The sequence below is a fragment of the Variovorax davisae genome, assembly GCF_030316845.1.
GTDB lineage: Bacteria > Pseudomonadota > Gammaproteobacteria > Burkholderiales > Burkholderiaceae_C > Variovorax > Variovorax davisae.
Window position 1 is genome coordinate 223,898 of the sequence record NZ_JASZYS010000011.1, and the last position, 16,000, is coordinate 239,897.

A 16,000-nucleotide genomic window follows, 5' to 3' on the forward strand; every position below is an offset into this window, starting at 1 on the left:
CTCAGGCGGCCAGCCGCTGCTGGGCGGCGGCCTCGGCCGCGTCGCGTGCGCGCCGGGCTTCGTAGCTGCGCAACTGGGCGTAGGCCAGGGGCAGCAGCACGGTGTCGGCGGTGGACCAGCGCCCGCGGCGCAGGAAGTCGCCCAGGATGTGATCGCCTTCGGTCGGCGCGCCGCGCTCGATGTCCTTCAGCAGGGACGCGCTGAGGGTGGAGCCCGGCGCGGTGACGGCGGCGCGCGTGCGGCCCAGCGCCTCGGCGCCGGGCGGGAAGCCGTTGTGCGCGGCGATGCGGCTGCATTCGTTGAGCAGCTCCAGCGCGACGTCCTGCGCCCCGGCCTGGACGATGTCGCCCACGCTGGCGCGCATCAGGCTGGTGGCACTGGCCAGGGTGGCGATGTGCACCCATTTCTCCCACATCGCCTGCAGGATCCTGTCGCTGGGCTGGCTGTCGAAACGGGCCGAGGCGAAGGCGGCCGCGATCGCGTCGACCCGGGCGCTGCGCACGCCGTCGAGCTCGCCGAAGGCCAGCTGGTGGTCGCGGCTGAGGTGCAGCACCTCGCCGCGCGCGTCGAGGGCGGCGGAGATGACGCCCAGGCCGCCCAGCACCCGCTGGTAGCCGAAGCGCTCGGTGAGCCGGTCCAGGTGCCGCAGCCCGTTGAGCAGCGGCAGGATGGCGGTTTCGGGACCGACCGCCGGCGCGAATGCAGCGATGGTGGCCTCGAGGTCGTAGGCCTTGCAACCCACGATCACCAGGTCGTAGCTCGACCGGACCTGCGCGGCGAGCAGGGCGGGCGGCGAGGGCAGGTGGGCGTCGCCCTGGGGACTGTGGATGGCGAGGCCGCCGGCGGCGAGCTGCCGGGCGCGCGCGGGCCGCACCAGAAAAGTCACGTCCTGCCCGGCCTGCAGCAGCCGGCCGCCGAAGTAACCGCCCAGGGCGCCGGCGCCCACCACCAGGATCTTCATGGATCGCCCTTTGTGTGTCAGAAGGCCGGCACCAGGGCGCCGTTGAACTTGGTTTCGATGAAGCTTTTGACTTCCGGCGAGTGGTAGGCCTTGACCAGCTGCTGGGCCCAGGGCTTGTCCTTGTCCGCGCGGCGCACCGCGATGATGTTGGCGTAGGGCCCCTTCGGCGACTCCTTGATCACGGCGTCCTTGGCCAGCGTGAGGCCGGCCTTCTCTGCGTAGTCGTTGTTGATCGAGGCGATCGCCAGGTCGTCCAGCGAACGCGGCAGCTGGGCGGCGTCGAGCGGAACCAGCTTGAGCTTCTTCGGGTTCGAGACCACGTCGAGCGGCGTCGCGGTGTTGTTCTTGACCGCCTCGGGCTTGAGCGTGATGAGCTTGGCCTCTTGCAGCAGCAGCAGTGCGCGGTTGCCGTTGGAGGGGTCGTTCTGGATGCCCACCGAGGCGCCGTCGGGCAGGTCGGCAACTGACTTGATCTTGCGCGAGTAGAAGCCCAGCGGCGCCGTGATCGTCAGGCCCACGGGCACGATGTCGAAGCCGCGCGACTTGTTCTGGTTGTCCAGGAAGGGCTGGTGCTGGAAGGCGTTGGCGTCCAGGTCGCCCGCGGCCAGCGCGGCATTCGGCAGCTGGTAGTCGTTGAACACGATGACGTCGAGCGTCAGCCCTTCCCGGGCGGCGGCCTTCTTGACCACTTCGAAGATCTGTTCGCCGCTGCCGACGGACACGCCTACCTTGAGCGTCTTCTTCTCCTGCGCGTGCAGCGCGCCGCCGGCGCTGAAGAGGGCGGCGGTGGCGACGGACAGGGCGGCGGCGATGGCGGTACGGCGGCGGAAGAAAGGAAGCATGGAAGTACGCAGTCTGGTGAAAGAAGCAAGACTGTGCCTGCCGAGGGCCCGCCCCGGAACGAAGGAAAACATGCAACCTTATGCGGCGCCTGCTCGCACGACGAACGCATATCGTTGGATGCAATTCTTCTTTGCCCGCCCAGGCGTCGATCGCTAAGGTCCTTTTCCTTTAGCAGTCGAGGACCAGCGACCATGGGTGCCAGAGATTTCGAGCGGCAGCTTCTGTCGGGAGCGGACGGTGCCGCCCGGCACCGGGCCGACGTGCTGGTGATCGGCGGCGGGCCGGCCGGCGCGTGGGCCGCGGTGAGCGCGGCGGCGCAAGGGGCGCGCGTGCTGCTGGCCGACAAGGGCTTCTGCGGCACCTCGGGCGCCACGGCGCCTTCGGGCACCGGGCTCTGGCATGTGTCGCCGGAGGGTCCGGCGCGCGAAGAAGCCAAGGCCAGCCGCTTCGCCATGGGCGGCCAGCTGGCCGAGCAGGCCTGGATGGACCGGGTGCTGGCGCAGACCTGGGACAACGTCGAACGGCTCAAGGACTGGGGCTACCCTTTTCCGGCCGACGACCAGGGCGTGCTGCGCTGCACCTCGCTGCAGGGCCCGGAATACATGCGCCTGATGCGCAAGCGCGTGAAGGCGTCGGGCGCGCGCATCCTGGACCACAGCCCGGCGCTCGAGCTGCTGGTGGACGAACACGGCGCCGTCTGCGGTGCCACCGGCGTGAACCGGCAGAGCGGCGACACCTGGGTGGTGCGCGCCGGCGCGGTGGTCATCGCCACCGGGGGCTGCGCCTTCCTGAGCCGCGCGCTGGGCTGCAACGTGCTCACCGGCGACGGCCAGTTGATGGCGGCCGAAGTGGGCGCGTCGCTGTCGGGCATGGAATTCTCGAATGCCTACGGGCTGGGGCCGGCGTTCTCGTCGGTCACGAAATCGCTCTTCTACAACTGGGCGACCTTCTACACGGCGGACGGCGTGGCGATCGAGGGAGCGGGCTCGTCGAAGGGACGCGGCGTGATCGCCCAGACCTTGCAGTCGCAACCCGTGTTCGCCTGCCTCGACCGCGCCGACGCCCAGATCCGCGCCTGGATGCGCAGCGCCCAACCCAACTTCTTCGTCTCCTTCGACCGGCAAGGCATCGATCCGTTCACGCAGCATTTCCCGGTGACGCTGCGGCTCGAAGGCACGGTGCGCGGCACGGGCGGGCTGCACCTGGTCGACGATGCGTGCGCGACCTCCGTGCCCGGCCTCTATGCGGCCGGCGACGCGGCCACGCGCGAACTGATCTGCGGTGGGTTCACGGGCGGCGGCAGCCACAACGCGGCCTGGGCGCTGTCCTCCGGCTTCTGGGCCGGCGCGGGTGCGGCGGCCTTCGGCCGCGATGCCCGGGCCCGGGCCGATCGCAGCGCCTTGCGCGCGGGCGGCGTTGCGCTGGCGACGCGCGGCGCCACGCCGTTCGACAGCCAGGCGGTGATCCGCGCGGTGCAGGCCGAGGTCTTTCCGTACGAGCGCAACTGGTTCCGCGAGGGCGACGCGCTGCGCGACTCGCTGGCCCGGCTCGATGCCCTGTGGGCCCGCCTGCGCGCCAGCGCGCCCGCCGCCACGGCCACCGAGGCGGTGCGCGCACGCGAAGCCGCCGCCATGCTGGCCACCTCGCGCTGGATGTACCGCAGCGCCTTGCAGCGCACCGAGACGCGCGGCATGCACCGGCGCCGGGAGCATGGCGCGCTCGACCCCGCCCAGCGGCATCGGCTGCTGAGCGGCGGGCTCGACGAAGTGTGGGTGCGGCCGCAGGCCGTGCAGGAGGCCGCATGATCGAGCTCGTCAGCGCCGAGCGCTGCACCGCCTGCAACATCTGCGTGAACGCCTGCCCGACCAATGTGTTCGAGGCGGTGCCGGGCGGACCGCCGCGCATCGCGCGGCAGGACGATTGCCAGACCTGCTTCATGTGCGAGCTGTACTGCCCGGAAGACGCACTCTATGTCGCGCCCATCGCCGACCGCAGCGCCACCGCCGAGGAGCGCGACGCCGCGGCCGCGGCCCTGATGGGCAGCTACCGCAGCGCCATCGGATGGGGCCGGGGCCGCCGGTCGACCGCGTCGGCCGACGCCAGCTTCGAGCTGCTGCGGCGCGCGCACTGATCCTTCGCACCCACTCAGGAGTGGCAGACGAAGCCATCCTTGAGCAGCGTGATCTCGAACTGCAGGTTGCCCGCCCGCGCACCGCGCGCCTGGGCCAGCGTGCCGTCCGCGCGCCACCGGCGCAGCGCGGCGGCCAGGTAGTCGCGCGAGACGGCGTCGCCTTCGGGCAGGCGGATGGCGGCATCCGAAGGCGGTCGCAGCCCGCTCGCGAACGGCTTGTAGAAGCGCCATTCGTCGTTCTTCAGCAGGCGCTCCAGCACCTCGGCGTCCTCGGCCAGCGCCGCGCATTCGCCCGCCATGAAGGCCGACACGGCATGCACGGAAGAGGGATAGCTGCGCGGCTCGGCCCCGTAGCGCAGCGCCACGGCACCGGCATAGCCCGATCCCTCGCCCACGCAGACCCGTGCGCCGCGCAGCGCCGGCGCGTCCTGCACGCGGCCCTTGCGCAGCGCCACCACCAGGCCGCTGCCGGTGTCGTAGCTGCCGGGCGCGGCATCGATGCCTTGGGTCGCCCCCTGGGCCGGCACGCCGGCGACCAGCAGGTCGACCCGGCCTGCGCGCAGGGCGGCGCCCTGGTCGGCTGCATCGAGGCCCACCAGCTCGAGCCCCACGCCCAGGGAGCGGGCCAGGTCGCGTGCCAGCGACGCATCGAAAGCATCGGGTTCGGGCGGCGTGGGCGCGTCGGCCGGCGCGGGCCGGGGATAGCGGCGCACGCCAACCCGGAGCGTGCCGCGCTCGATGGCCTTGGCGAGCACCGGCCCCTTGGGCAGCGCGTCCAGCCGGCCGCCGGAGGCCCAGGAGGCGCCGAGCCCGGCCACCGCCACGGCCGCGGCCAGCGACGCGCCCTCCAGCAGGAAGCGGCGCTTGCGCGAAGGCGTGCGAGGCGAGGGGGGCGACAAGGCCGTGGATTCACTCATCGAGACTCAGGCCCCGGCGCCAGCGCAGCAGCCGGCGCTCCAGCGATGCGAGCAGGTAGTTGAGCACCAGCCCCAGCACCGCCAGCAGCAGGATGCCTGCGTACATGGTCGGGATCTGGAAGGTCTCCTGGGAATTCAGCGTGAGGAAGCCCAGCCCCGAGTGCGCACCGATCATCTCGGCCGCCACCAGCGCGGTGATGCTGTAGGCGCCCGCGAGCCGCACGCCGGTGAGGATCGATGGCAGCGAGGCCGGCAGTACCACCTTGAAGAACACGAAGCGGCGCGACGCGCCCATCGACAGCGCCGAATTCACGAGCAGCCGGTCGACCTGCTTCACGCCGCTCACGGTGCTCAGCAGCACCGGCCAGAACGAGGCCCAGAAGATGATCGCCACCTTCGACAGTTCGCCGATGCCCAGGAACAGGATGAACACCGGGAACAGCGCGAAGGCCGAGGTCTGGCGGAACAGCTGGAGCAGCGGGTCGACGATCGCCGCCAGCCGCCGGAAGCCGCCGACCAGCAGCCCCAGCACCACGCCGGCGCTGCTCGCCAGCACCAGGCCCCACAGCGAGCGCTGCAGGCTGGCGGCCACGTGCTTCCAGAGCTGGCCGTTGTCCAGCAGCTGCACGATGCTCGAGAGCACCGCGGACGGCGGGCTCAGGTAGGCCTCGCTCACGATGCCCAGGCGCGGCAGGGCTTCCCAGAGCGCAAGGAACAGCACGATGCCGAGGCCGCGCTCGGCCAGGCGACCGGCGCTGCGCAACTGGCGGGCGAAGCGGCGCAGCGCCGAAGCCGGGCGCGGTGCCGGCGGCGCGTCGAGCACGGCGCTCATCGGGCCACCGCCTGCGGCGGACGCGGCGCCGGCGGCACGCCCAGCTGCACTTCGTCCTTCAGGACCTCCCAGGCGCGCTGCCGCAGTGCCGCGAAGTCGGGCGAATGCCGCAGCTCGGCGGAACGCGGGCGGGCGAGCGGGATGTCGATGATGTCCTTGATCCGGCCGGGCCGCTGGGTCATCACCGCCACCCGGTCCGAGAGGTACACGGCTTCCTCCAGGCTGTGGGTGATGAAGACGATGGTCTTGCGGTGCTGCTCCCAGATGCGCAGCAGCTCCCCCTGCAGGACCTCGCGCGTCTGCGCGTCGAGGGCGGCGAAGGGCTCGTCCATCAGCAGCACGTCGGGTTCGTAGGCCAGCGAGCGCGCGATGGCCACGCGCTGCTTCATGCCGCCCGAGATCTCGTGCGGATAGCGCTCGCCGAAGCCGTGCAGGCCCACCAGCTCGAGGTATTCCTGCGCGGCGCGGCGGCGCGCGGTCTTGCCGACGCCGCGGATGTCGAGCCCGACGGCGATGTTGTCGAGCACGCTCAGCCACGGAAACAGCGCGTAGCCCTGGAACACCACGCCCTGGTTGCGGTTGACGCCGGCGAGCGGCTGGCCGTCGATCGCGATGCGCCCGCCGGTGCGCTCGGTCAGCCCGGCCAGGATGCCCAGGAAGGTCGACTTGCCGCAGCCCGAGGGGCCGAGCACCGACAGGAATTCGCCGTCGCGGACCTCGAGGTCGAAGTCCTCGAGCACGCGCACCCGCTCGCTCGCACCGCGAGCCGCGTAGTCCATCCGCAGGTCGCGGGCAGAGATCTTGATGGCCATCGGTGCGCGCTCAGGTCTTCTTCGCGAACGGGTTGAATTCGTTCGTGTAGACGTCCTTCACCGCGACCTTGCCGGCGGCGAGCTTGCCTTCGGACTGCAGGATGTCGACGTAGTACTGGATCGGCGGCTCGGTCACCACCAGGTCGTCCACGTAGGCGTAGCGGTCCACGTTCTTGAGGTCCATGTTGATGCGCTTGCCGATCAGCTTGCGCGCTTCCTCGGTGTTCGCATTCACCCAGTTGCCGGCCTTGGCGAGCGCGGTCACGACGTCGCGCACGGCTTCGGGGTGCTGGCGGATGAACTCGCCGTGGGCGCTGTACGGCGCCATGCCGCCCAGGCCGCCGTCGAGGTCGAAGTCGCTCCACAGCCGCACCAGCTGCTCGGCGTTGTCGGCGCGGCCGGAGTAGGGCGCGTGGATGATCGCCAGGTCGGTGTTGCCGGTCACCAGGGTCTGCTCGGCCTGCTCGTCGGGAATGACGACGAAGTTGATCTTGTTCACGTCCACGCCGTGCTGGCGCAGGTACTTCTTGGTCACGAACTCGGCGCAGGCGCCGAAGCTGTTGAAGCCGATGGTCTTGCCCTCGAGGTCCTTCGGCGCGCGGATGCCCGAGTCCTTGCGCACGAAGTATTTCATGTGCGGCGCTTCCTGCAGCGTCTTGCCGCCGGCGGCCACCACCTTGAGGTCGGCGCCCGAGGCGATGGCGGAGATGACCAGCGGCACCATGCGGCTGCCGAAGTCGATCTCGCCGGTTCCGACCAGCGGGATGATCTGCGGCGCGGCGATCTTGCCCACATAGTCGGGGCGCGTGTTCGTGCCCTCGAAGTAGCCCAGTTCGTCGGCCAGGTAGATCAGGTCGAACGACGGGTTGTTGGGATACTTGAAGCCGACCTTGTCGCCGCTCTTCTTCACCACGGCCGGGCCGCCGGCCGCGGCGCCCTTGTCGTCGCCGCGCGAGCAGCCGGCGAGCGCCAGGCTGCCCACGGCCGCGAGCGACGCGAAGGTCTGGAGCGCCCGGCGCCGCGACGGGCGGGCAGGGGCAGGGTGCACGGGAAGGGTGTCGATCGTCATGGCGGCTCGCTCTGGCGCGGAGCGTTCGAAGGGTTGGGAAGCAGGCATCGTAGGAAGCGCCTTCGGCCGGACCAACGAAGAAAATCGTGCATGCATATGCGCCCGGGCATGGCGTCGCATGGATATGCGAAATCGCCATACCGAAAGAACAAGATGTTCGTTGGCCTGTACGGCGCGCGGCCGAACAATGCGTGCCTTCCTCCACTCACTCCACCCTCCAGATGGCCACCCTTCGTCTCGGCGACACCGCCCCCGACTTCACCCAGGACTCCAGCGACGGCCCGATCGACTTCCACCGATGGGCGGGCGACGCATGGGTGGTGCTGTTCTCCCATCCGGCCGATTTCACGCCCGTGTGCACCACCGAGCTGGGCAAGACGGCGGCCTTGTCGGGCGAGTTCGCCAAGCGGGGCGTCAAGCCCATCGCGATCAGCGTCGATCCTGTGGACAAGCACAGGCAATGGATCGGCGACATCGACGAGACCCAGAACACCACGGTGAACTTCCCGATCCTGGCCGACGCCGACCGCAAGGTCGCCGACCTGTATGACCTGATTCACCCGAACGCCTCCACCACGGCCACGGTGCGAAGCGTCTTCATCATCGATCCGAAGAAAGTCATCCGGACCACGATCACCTATCCGGCCAGCACGGGCCGCAACTTCGACGAGATCCTGCGCGTGATCGATTCGCTGCAGCTCACCGACAGCCACAAGGTGGCCACGCCGGCGAACTGGCAGGACGGGGACGACGTGGTCATCATCCCGAGCGTGCAGGACCCGGCCGAGATCGCCGAACGCTTCCCCAAGGGATTCAAGGCGGTCCGGCCGTACCTGCGGATCACGCCCCAGCCGAACAGGTGAGCCTCGACGACCCGGCCGGCCAGCCGGCTGCGGGCGACGGGCCGTGAATTCCTCTACACAGGAGGCGCGAAATCGCCGACACTCGGTCTCGCACGGCAACTGCTCCCTAGACTGCCCGCCGATGGCAGCCTTCGAACGCCCCTTCGGGGGCGTTTGTCGTTGGGCATGCCACGCCCACGCGCGCGCCAAACTGCAACCGCCCGTCGCGCCGCTGGACGCAGAGCCGAGGACATACTCCACGCATGACGCCCGCTTTCCCCGCCCATTCCTCCGACCTCGCCGACTTCTGCTGGCCGCTTCCTGCCCGACCGGGCGACCCGCTGGACGCGGTGGACACGCCCGCGCTGTTGCTCGACCTGGATGCCTTCGATCGCAACCTGGCGCGGATGCAGGGTGCCGCCGATGCCGCCGGCGTGGCACTGCGGCCGCATGCCAAGGCGCACAAGTGCCCGGCCATTGCCCAGGCGCAGATCGCGCGGGGCGCCCGCGGCATCTGCTGCCAGAAGACGAGCGAGGCGCTGCCTTTTCTCCAGGCGGGCATCACGGACATCCACATCAGCAACGAAGTGGTGGGGCCCGTCAAGGCGCGGCGCCTCGCATCGATGGCGCGGCACGGCCGGTTCAGCGTCTGTGTCGACGACCTCTCGCAGGTCGAGATCCTGGCGCACGCGGCGGCCGAAGAGGGCAGTCGGCTTGGCGTTTTCATCGAGGTCAACATCGGCCAGGACCGCTGCGGCGTGAACGACGCCGCTGCGGCCTTGCGGCTGCTGGAGGCCATCTCGAAGCACGCGCAGCTCGCCTTTGCCGGCCTGCAGGCCTACCACGGCGGCCTCCAGCACCTGCGCAGCCGCAGCGAGCGGCGGCTCGCAGTGGCCCGGGCCAGCGTGCGAACGACCGCGTTCGTGGATGCCCTGGCGGGCCGGGGCGTGCCGTGCCCCACGGTCACCGGCGCCGGCAGCGGCAGCGTCGAGTTCGACCTGGCGGAGGGGGTCTACACCGAGGTTCAGCCGGGTTCGTACGTCTTCATGGACGGCGACTACGGCCGCAACGAGCACGGCCAGCTGCAGTTCGAGCACAGCCTGTTCGTCGCGGCCGCTGTGATGAGCGACAGGCGCGATGGCCAGGTCGTCGTCGACGCAGGCTTGAAGTCGCTGGCCGTCGACTCCGGACTGCCATCGGTGTGGGGAGAGCCATCGCTGCGCTACGCAGCCGCCAACGACGAGCACGGCATCGTCCAGCGGGTCGAAGCGGGCGCCCCTCGCCCCGCACTGGGCAGCCTGTTGCGGCTGGTGCCCGGCCATTGCGACCCCACCTTGAATCTGCACGATCACCTGGTCGGCTATCGCGCAGACCGGGTCGAGTGCGTGTGGCACGTGGCCGCGCGCGGCATGAGCCGCTAGCCTCCGGACCCCGATCGGCTAGCAGTTGTGAAGATGCCCGCCGTGCAGCGCCACGTGCCGCACGTAGTTCCGCCACGCCTCCTGTGCCGCCCGGGCACTGGCTTTGGCGGTTTCGATGGTCTGGTCCGGGGACGCGACATCGTCGTATTTCAGGAACACCCTCAAGGCTTCGTCGGCGGCCTTCTTCGCCCGTCTTGCCAAGGCATCCGCCCTCATCGCCGTCGCCCTGAGTTGGGCAGCATCGTCGCTAAGCACGTCCATACGCACCTCCATGTACGAATTAGGTTCTCATTTCATGTAACGCAGTGTACGTGTGTCGCAAAATGTGAGAAGACCCCGGAAGAGATAGGCGAGACGGAATACGCGAGCGGGCATCGATGGCGAGTCGGTTGCTTGTCGGTCAAGGTCACGCGCTCTTTTCCGACAGGATCGCATCTGCTTCGCGCGCACCTTGGCGTCCTCGCCATGCCACCCAACCCCTCGCCCCCGGAAGGTAGCCAGATGAAAAGCCTCCAGCATGCGGCATCTTTCACGACGATCGGGGCGCCGGGCCCGGGCCAGGCCGGGTACGTCATGGAGTGGGTCGTCGATCCGGCGCACTATTGCGCCGCGCACGAGCGCATCACGCGCCGCGCCCTGGCCGAGCGCATCGCCGCCTTGCAGGGCATGCAGTACTTCGGTCCGGTCAGTCACCGACCACCGCCCGGCGGGCCGCTGTACTTCATACCGAGCGATACCGTCGAGAGCCACCGGGCGCAGGCCATCGGCATTCGCAGCGAGCAGGATTTCTTCGGCGGGGCGGTGCCGCTGCGCTATGTCGCCACCAAGGCCATCAGCCACCCCTTGCTCGATGCGCAGGCCCAGGGGCCGCACGACTGGGTCGAGTCCTTCGCCCCGCGCGTCGCCAGCTGCGTCCTGCCGGGCACGACGGCTTTCAGCGAGGCCGACGCGCGCCGCGCGGGTCGCGCCCTGTTGCGAGGCGGCGAGGTGCGGATCAAGCCCGTGCGAGCCACCGGCGGGAACGGACAGACGGTGGTGCAGGATGCCGGCGCTCTCGACGACACGCTGGCCCAGGTTCCCGAGATCGCGAGCGAGGGCGTGGTGCTCGAACGCAATCTCCGAGAGCCCCGCACGCTGAGCATTGGCCAGGTCCGGGTCGGTCCCTTGACCATGAGCTACTACGGCCTGCAGCGAACCACGCAGAACCATCGCGGCGAGTGGGTTTACGGAGGCTCCGACCTGACGGCCGTGCGTGGGACTTTCGACGCGCTCACCCAGCTGCCGCTCGAGCCGTCGCTGCGCCTGGCGATCGACCAGGCCGCGGTGTTTCATGCCGCCGTGCGCGAGAGCTTCCCCGGTTTCATGGCATCCCGCATCAACTATGACGTGGCGCAGGGTCAGGATCGCTCGGGCCTCTGGTATTCGGGCGTGCTGGAGCAATCCTGGCGCGTGGGCGGCGCGACCGGTGCCGAGGTCGCGGCGCTGGAAGTCCTCAAGGCCCAGCCGGAGCGTTCGCTGGTGCGGGCATCCTGCTTCGAGGTGTTCGGCGAGACCGAGCTTCCGCCGGGGGCCTGTGTCAATTACAGCGGCGACGACCCGGAGGTGGGCCGCCTGACCAAGTACAGTTTTGTCGATGCCCATGCCGACGCGGCATAAACAGGTCGAGATCGCCGTCGACGGGCAGCATATCGACGGAACGCTCGTCGCGGCCTCCAATTCCGTGCCCGGCGTGTTGCTCGTGCATGGCTGGGACGGCAGCCAGGAGCAGTACAAGGCGCGCGCCTATGAGATCGCGGCGCTCGGCTGTGTGTGCCTCACCTTCGACTTGCGCGGCCACGCCCGCCACGCCGAGCAGCGGCAATCGGTCAGTCGCGAAGACAACCTGCGCGACGTGCTCGCGGCCTACGATGTGCTCGTCCATCATCCGACGGTGGACCCTGCGTCGATCGCGATCGTCGGCAGCAGCTACGGCGGGTACCTGGCTGCCATTGCCACCACCCTGCGCCCGGTGCGCTGGCTGGCGCTTCGCGTGCCCGCCCTCTACCCGGACGCTCAATGGGAGGTTCCCAAGGGCAAGCTGAGCCGCAGCGAGCTGGCCGAATACAGAAAGTCGATGGTGGCGGCGCCCGACAACCGCGCGTTGGCCGCGTGCGCCCGGTTCCGCGGCGATGCGCTGATCGTCGAGTCCGAGCACGACAAGACGGTGCCGCATCCGGTGATCGAGAGCTATCTCGGCGCTTTCAAGCACGTCAAATCGGTGACCTATCGCTGCATCGCAGGGGCCGACCATGCGCTGTCGGACGAGCGAAGCCGCCAGGCCTACGGCATGCTGCTGGTTTCGTGGATGACGGAAATGACGCTCGGTGCGCGGGCGGCCAGCGGGTTGCTGAGGCCGGCGCCGAGCAGCCCGGCATGAAGGTTTCAGGCGCTGCCGATCGGGCATGGGCGCGTGACCCAGGGCCGGACGCGGCGTGAACGCCCCGGGGCTTGCGCCACCATGGCTCAAAGCGGGAGACTTCGGGGTTCCAGCCAAGGAGCCACCATGACGCAGTCCCATCAACTTCAGGCCACGGTCGAGGCCCTCGTTCGCCAGGGGAAGGGCATCCTTGCCGCTGACGAGAGCGGCCCGACCATCGCCAAGCGCTTCGCGGCGATCGGTGTGGATTCCACGCCCGATAACCGCCGTGCCTACCGCAGCCTGCTCTTGGCCACACCCGGGCTCGGCGACTTCGTGAGCGGAGTCATCCTGTACGAGGAGACGCTGGGCCAGTGCGCCGAGGACGGCGAGCCATTGCCGGCACTGGCCGCGCGGCAGGGCATCGTGCCGGGCATCAAGGTCGATACCGGCAAGGGCCCGCTGGCGCTTGCGCCCGGCGACGAGATCACCCACGGTCTCGACGGACTCGCCGAACGCCTCGAGGCTCATGCGAAGCTGGGGGCGCGCTTCGCGAAGTGGCGCGCCGTCTACAACGTCTCCGACAGCCTGCCCGGCCGGGCGGCGATCGAGGCCAATGCGGAGTCGCTCGCGCGCTACGCGGCGATCTGCCAGGCCCAGGGCGTGGTGCCGATCGTCGAGCCGGAGGTGCTGATCGACGGCGACCATGGCCAGGCGCGCTGTGCAGCGGTCACGCAGGAGGTGCTGCTCGCGGTATTCCGGGCCTTGCATCGCCACCGCGTGGCGCTCGAGCACATGCTGCTCAAACCCAGCATGGTGGTGCCGGGCAAGGCGCATGTGCGGCCAGCGGGGCCGGAGGAGGTGGCCCATGAGACCCTGCGCGTGCTGCGGCGGACGGTGCCCGCGGCAGTGCCGGGCATCGTCTTTCTGTCCGGGGGGCAGTCGGCCGTCGAAGCGACGGTCAACCTCGATGCGATCAACCGCCTGGGCCCGCAACCCTGGCGGCTGAGCTTTTCCTATGGGCGAGCGCTTCAGGATCCCGTGCTGCAGGCATGGCGGGGGCAGCCCGCCCAGGTTCAAGCGGCGCAAGAAGCGTTGCGCCAGCGAGCTCGATTGAACGCCCTCGCCAGCCGCGGCGAGTACGACGCGGCGATGGAGAAATCGGCCTAGGGTCTCCAAATCGCTGCCATCCGGCGATGGTCAACATCCGGCCCTCGGACGCGTTCAGGCTGTTGCAGCTCGCGCTGCAACAGCCGGAGCCGACCCTGGGACGGATCATCGCCCGTCTGCTGGCTGACGCAGGCATCGCCGTCCACGACTCCATTCATGCAGCGATAGAAGCTGCCGAACCGAAGGTATGGGTCGTCAATCAGTTTGCCGAGGCGAGCGCCGAGGCTGGCGATGTCGAGACGCTCGAGGCGCTGCTGCGGCAACGAACCGGCGAGGTCAGGCGGCACGCCGCCCGGCTTCTCGCTCGCCATGGAAACCTGGCCCATGTGGCGGCGCTTCGCGAGGCTTGGGAGGCCGAGTCGCTCGCGAGCGTGGGCAGCGAGATGCAGGCTGCGCTGGCAGTGCTGGAACGCCAAGGCGCGGTGCAACGGCAAGCAGCCGTGGCGCTGGACCGCGATGACGAACTCTGCCTTCGGCTGTTGCTCGAACGCCCTGTGGGTCGGGAGGATGCCGCGGGATGGGCGAGGCTGTTCCTTTGCGATTCACGATTCGTGGCGACTCTCGCAGTCGGTGCGGCAAAGAAAGACCCATCTGCAACAGCCGTCCAGGCCTTGCTGGAGGCGCTGCCGAAGGCCTGCGCCCCGGTGCAGGTCGGTCTTGCCAGCATCCTCCTCGAAAAAGACCGGGGGCTCGCTCTCCAGGCCCTGCACGCCTCATGGGACGGAACGGTCGCGCCGGACAGCGAAATGCTTCAGGCGCTGATCACGACGCGCGATGCACGCGCCGCGGACATCATCGCCCGATCCATCGCAGGTGCGCGCGACAAGGACGAACCTCGGCGCGCCCTGGCCTCGATGGGTCATGAAGGTTACATGGCCCTGCTTCGGGCCTTTCGCAGCGACGAGCGGATCCGGCGCTCGGAAGCCGATCTTCTGGGACGCCTGGGCGGCGAGCTGGCGATCGAGCCGCTGATCGAGGCGCTCCGGGATGACGCGCAGGGCACACGAGGCGCAGCGGCCGAGGCGCTGAGCGCCCAGCTCGAGGCGGCCCGCCAGCCCCTGCATCGCGCGCTGGAGGCATCGCAGTTCGGCTCATCGGTCGTGGACTTGCTCATCGAAGCCGACGATCCGGACCTTCCCGGTCGCTTGCTCGCGATGTGTTCGACAGGCGACATGGAGCAGCGGGCGTTCGCGATGCGCATGCTCTGCAAAGTCCACGAAGCGCAAGCTCACGAGGTGGTCCGGGGCGCGGCGATCGACGCGAACTGGCAGCTGCGAGCCGCGGCCGCGATCGCGTTGGCAGACATTGCACACGCGTTCGACGACGTCTGGGACATTCTCGCCTCGTTGTCGGCGGACATTCATGAAGCGGTCTGGCGCCCGGCCATCGATGCCATCGAATCGATGGCAGCCACGGACAGGGGCGCGGCAACCCGGCTGTTGCTCGGCCTGCTGATCGATCGCCCGCCAACGCGCGACCTGGTCATGCGCAAGCTGCGCAGCGTTGGCGACTCCGCGGCGATCGGCGAGGCCAGGAACGATCCCAGGTTCGGCGACGCCGCCGTCGCAGCCGGGCTCTCGGAGATTCTCGAAGAACGGGCGCCACGGCCACTTTCGCTGAGGCATGGCGAATCGTCCGGGGCCTATTCGATCAGACCCGCCGACGGTTCCCTCTCCGATTTCGGCAAGCCTGGACCGATACGCGGCCGTCGGCAGGCGATCTCCGGCGCCGTCACGCATGCCACCTGCTTCACCGTGACGACCGCACGGTCCGGGGCGCCCGGGACGAACCTGCTGCTGGACGTTTGGGCTCACGCGGATGCTCTTCGCGACAAGGTCCTGCGCCGGGCACGGGGTCCGTTGGGCGGCGCACGGCTCTACAGCAAATCCGTCGGTCCGGCCTCGGTCGAGTCGGGGGCAATTCTCGAGGTCGATCTGGTCGTCCCAAGCTTGCGGTACCGCGAGGCCGCCCACATGCTGTGGCTGGGCGAGATCAGCAACTGCTCGTTCATGGTTGCGATTCCGGACGAGGCGGCGCCGGGGGCGTGTACGGCCTGGGCGGACATCAAGATCGAGCGGATGCGCATCGCCCGGCTCCATTTCGAGGTCATGGTGGGAGCGCCGAGCCTGTCGGTCTGCCATCCCGGGTTGCGTGAACACCGCGCGAAGACCGCCTTCGCCTCGTATGCGAGCGAGGACCGGCATCAGGTCCTCGGGCGGGTGCAGGGCATGCAGAAGATCGTCCCGGAGCTGGACATCTTCCTCGATGTGGTCGCGCTCAGGTCGGGCGACGACTGGGCGAAGAGGATCGACAGCGAGATCTCGCGCCGCGACGTGTTCTATCTGTTCTGGTCCGGCTATGCGCAGCAGTCCCCTCATGTGGACCACGAGTGGCGCACCGCGCTGAAACTGAAGGGAATCAAGGGCATCGATCCCGTGCCCCTGGTTCCCCCCAGGCAAGTGCCGCCACCCGCAGAACTTGCCCAACTGCACTTCGGCGACTGGACGGTCGCCATGCAGACCGCGGACCCCCGGTAACGCTCGGACACTTTCGCTCGCGCGTCCGCGATCGTCATCCATGCCAACGCAAACCCTTACACGGGACAAC

At 69.4% G+C, this 16,000-nt stretch carries 15 protein-coding genes; 8 read left to right on the plus strand and 7 right to left on the minus strand.

What is annotated here, in order from left to right:
• Position 1 precedes the first annotated feature (1 nt).
• Positions 2 to 961, minus strand: a complete 960-nt coding sequence (gene panE, locus QTI33_RS24285) for a 2-dehydropantoate 2-reductase (protein WP_286508920.1) — start codon at positions 959 to 961, stop codon at positions 2 to 4.
• A gap of 17 nt (positions 962 to 978) precedes the next feature.
• Positions 979 to 1,803: a MetQ/NlpA family ABC transporter substrate-binding protein gene (locus tag QTI33_RS24290; protein ID WP_286508921.1), complete on the minus strand. Its 825-nt coding sequence runs from the start codon at positions 1,801 to 1,803 to the stop codon at positions 979 to 981.
• 192 nt (positions 1,804 to 1,995) lie between these two features.
• On the opposite strand from QTI33_RS24290, the gene QTI33_RS24295 reads away from it, so the two are divergent.
• A complete protein-coding gene (locus tag QTI33_RS24295) occupies positions 1,996 to 3,609 on the plus strand; it encodes an FAD-dependent oxidoreductase (protein ID WP_286508922.1) in 1,614 nt (537 codons plus the stop codon).
• The gene (locus QTI33_RS24300; RefSeq protein WP_286508923.1) at positions 3,606 to 3,935 is read left to right on the plus strand and encodes a 4Fe-4S dicluster domain-containing protein; all 330 of its coding nucleotides are present in this window, start codon (positions 3,606 to 3,608) and stop codon (positions 3,933 to 3,935) included. The genes QTI33_RS24295 and QTI33_RS24300 overlap by 4 nt, the downstream gene beginning before the upstream one ends.
• Before the next feature lie 14 nt (positions 3,936 to 3,949).
• Here QTI33_RS24300 and QTI33_RS24305 read toward each other — a convergent pair whose 3' ends face one another.
• The 4 genes from QTI33_RS24305 to QTI33_RS24320 are packed head-to-tail and all read right to left on the minus strand — an operon-like array spanning position 3,950 to position 7,565.
• The gene (locus QTI33_RS24305; protein WP_286508924.1) at positions 3,950 to 4,852 is read right to left on the minus strand and encodes a substrate-binding periplasmic protein; all 903 of its coding nucleotides are present in this window, start codon (positions 4,850 to 4,852) and stop codon (positions 3,950 to 3,952) included.
• Positions 4,845 to 5,684, minus strand: a complete 840-nt coding sequence (locus QTI33_RS24310; RefSeq protein ID WP_286508925.1) for an ABC transporter permease — start codon at positions 5,682 to 5,684, stop codon at positions 4,845 to 4,847. Before QTI33_RS24310 ends, QTI33_RS24305 begins: the two co-directional genes overlap by 8 nt.
• Positions 5,681 to 6,496, minus strand: a complete 816-nt coding sequence (locus tag QTI33_RS24315) for an ABC transporter ATP-binding protein (protein ID WP_286508926.1) — start codon at positions 6,494 to 6,496, stop codon at positions 5,681 to 5,683. Before QTI33_RS24315 ends, QTI33_RS24310 begins: the two co-directional genes overlap by 4 nt.
• Before the next feature lie 10 nt (positions 6,497 to 6,506).
• Positions 6,507 to 7,565, minus strand: a complete 1,059-nt coding sequence (locus QTI33_RS24320; protein WP_286508927.1) for an ABC transporter substrate-binding protein — start codon at positions 7,563 to 7,565, stop codon at positions 6,507 to 6,509.
• A 221-nt stretch (positions 7,566 to 7,786) separates the two neighbouring features.
• Between QTI33_RS24320 and QTI33_RS24325 the strand changes: the two genes are divergently transcribed.
• Both QTI33_RS24325 and QTI33_RS24330 read left to right on the plus strand, forming a co-directional pair.
• A complete protein-coding gene (locus QTI33_RS24325) occupies positions 7,787 to 8,428 on the plus strand; it encodes a peroxiredoxin (RefSeq protein WP_286508928.1) in 642 nt (213 codons plus the stop codon).
• Positions 8,429 to 8,670: 242 nt separating this feature from the next.
• Complete coding sequence (locus QTI33_RS24330) at positions 8,671 to 9,828, plus strand: DSD1 family PLP-dependent enzyme (RefSeq protein WP_286508929.1); 1,158 nt, start codon at positions 8,671 to 8,673, stop codon at positions 9,826 to 9,828.
• 18 nt (positions 9,829 to 9,846) lie between these two features.
• Here QTI33_RS24330 and QTI33_RS24335 read toward each other — a convergent pair whose 3' ends face one another.
• Complete coding sequence (locus QTI33_RS24335) at positions 9,847 to 10,089, minus strand: hypothetical protein (RefSeq protein WP_286508930.1); 243 nt, start codon at positions 10,087 to 10,089, stop codon at positions 9,847 to 9,849.
• Positions 10,090 to 10,329: 240 nt separating this feature from the next.
• On the opposite strand from QTI33_RS24335, the gene QTI33_RS24340 reads away from it, so the two are divergent.
• From QTI33_RS24340 to QTI33_RS24355, 4 genes are all read left to right on the plus strand, one after another.
• Positions 10,330 to 11,484: a DUF3182 family protein gene (locus tag QTI33_RS24340; protein ID WP_286508931.1), complete on the plus strand. Its 1,155-nt coding sequence runs from the start codon at positions 10,330 to 10,332 to the stop codon at positions 11,482 to 11,484.
• Positions 11,468 to 12,244, plus strand: a complete 777-nt coding sequence (locus QTI33_RS24345) for an alpha/beta hydrolase family protein (RefSeq protein WP_286508968.1) — start codon at positions 11,468 to 11,470, stop codon at positions 12,242 to 12,244. Before QTI33_RS24340 ends, QTI33_RS24345 begins: the two co-directional genes overlap by 17 nt.
• A 126-nt stretch (positions 12,245 to 12,370) precedes the next feature.
• Positions 12,371 to 13,393, plus strand: a complete 1,023-nt coding sequence (locus QTI33_RS24350; RefSeq protein ID WP_286508932.1) for a class I fructose-bisphosphate aldolase — start codon at positions 12,371 to 12,373, stop codon at positions 13,391 to 13,393.
• Between the two features lie 26 nt (positions 13,394 to 13,419).
• Positions 13,420 to 15,930: a TIR domain-containing protein gene (locus QTI33_RS24355; protein WP_286508933.1), complete on the plus strand. Its 2,511-nt coding sequence runs from the start codon at positions 13,420 to 13,422 to the stop codon at positions 15,928 to 15,930.
• Positions 15,931 to 16,000: the final 70 nt, after the last annotated feature.

Excerpts from the sequence above, each read along its gene's own strand:
- QTI33_RS24295 (WP_286508922.1), top strand. The coding sequence starts at position 1,996 with ATGGGTGCCAGAGATTTCGAGCGGCAGCTTCTGTCGGGAGCGGACGGT.
- QTI33_RS24355 (WP_286508933.1), top strand. The coding sequence starts at position 13,420 with ATGGTCAACATCCGGCCCTCGGACGCGTTCAGGCTGTTGCAGCTCGCG.
- QTI33_RS24345 (WP_286508968.1), top strand. The coding sequence starts at position 11,468 with ATGCCGACGCGGCATAAACAGGTCGAGATCGCCGTCGACGGGCAGCAT.
- QTI33_RS24320 (WP_286508927.1), bottom strand. The coding sequence starts at position 7,565 with ATGACGATCGACACCCTTCCCGTGCACCCTGCCCCTGCCCGCCCGTCG.
- QTI33_RS24305 (WP_286508924.1), bottom strand. The coding sequence starts at position 4,852 with ATGAGTGAATCCACGGCCTTGTCGCCCCCCTCGCCTCGCACGCCTTCG.
- QTI33_RS24300 (WP_286508923.1), top strand. The coding sequence starts at position 3,606 with ATGATCGAGCTCGTCAGCGCCGAGCGCTGCACCGCCTGCAACATCTGC.
- QTI33_RS24335 (WP_286508930.1), bottom strand. The coding sequence starts at position 10,089 with ATGGACGTGCTTAGCGACGATGCTGCCCAACTCAGGGCGACGGCGATG.
- panE (WP_286508920.1), bottom strand. The coding sequence starts at position 961 with ATGAAGATCCTGGTGGTGGGCGCCGGCGCCCTGGGCGGTTACTTCGGC.
- QTI33_RS24350 (WP_286508932.1), top strand. The coding sequence starts at position 12,371 with ATGACGCAGTCCCATCAACTTCAGGCCACGGTCGAGGCCCTCGTTCGC.
- QTI33_RS24290 (WP_286508921.1), bottom strand. The coding sequence starts at position 1,803 with ATGCTTCCTTTCTTCCGCCGCCGTACCGCCATCGCCGCCGCCCTGTCC.
- QTI33_RS24315 (WP_286508926.1), bottom strand. The coding sequence starts at position 6,496 with ATGGCCATCAAGATCTCTGCCCGCGACCTGCGGATGGACTACGCGGCT.
- QTI33_RS24330 (WP_286508929.1), top strand. The coding sequence starts at position 8,671 with ATGACGCCCGCTTTCCCCGCCCATTCCTCCGACCTCGCCGACTTCTGC.
- QTI33_RS24340 (WP_286508931.1), top strand. The coding sequence starts at position 10,330 with ATGAAAAGCCTCCAGCATGCGGCATCTTTCACGACGATCGGGGCGCCG.
- QTI33_RS24310 (WP_286508925.1), bottom strand. The coding sequence starts at position 5,684 with ATGAGCGCCGTGCTCGACGCGCCGCCGGCACCGCGCCCGGCTTCGGCG.
- QTI33_RS24325 (WP_286508928.1), top strand. The coding sequence starts at position 7,787 with ATGGCCACCCTTCGTCTCGGCGACACCGCCCCCGACTTCACCCAGGAC.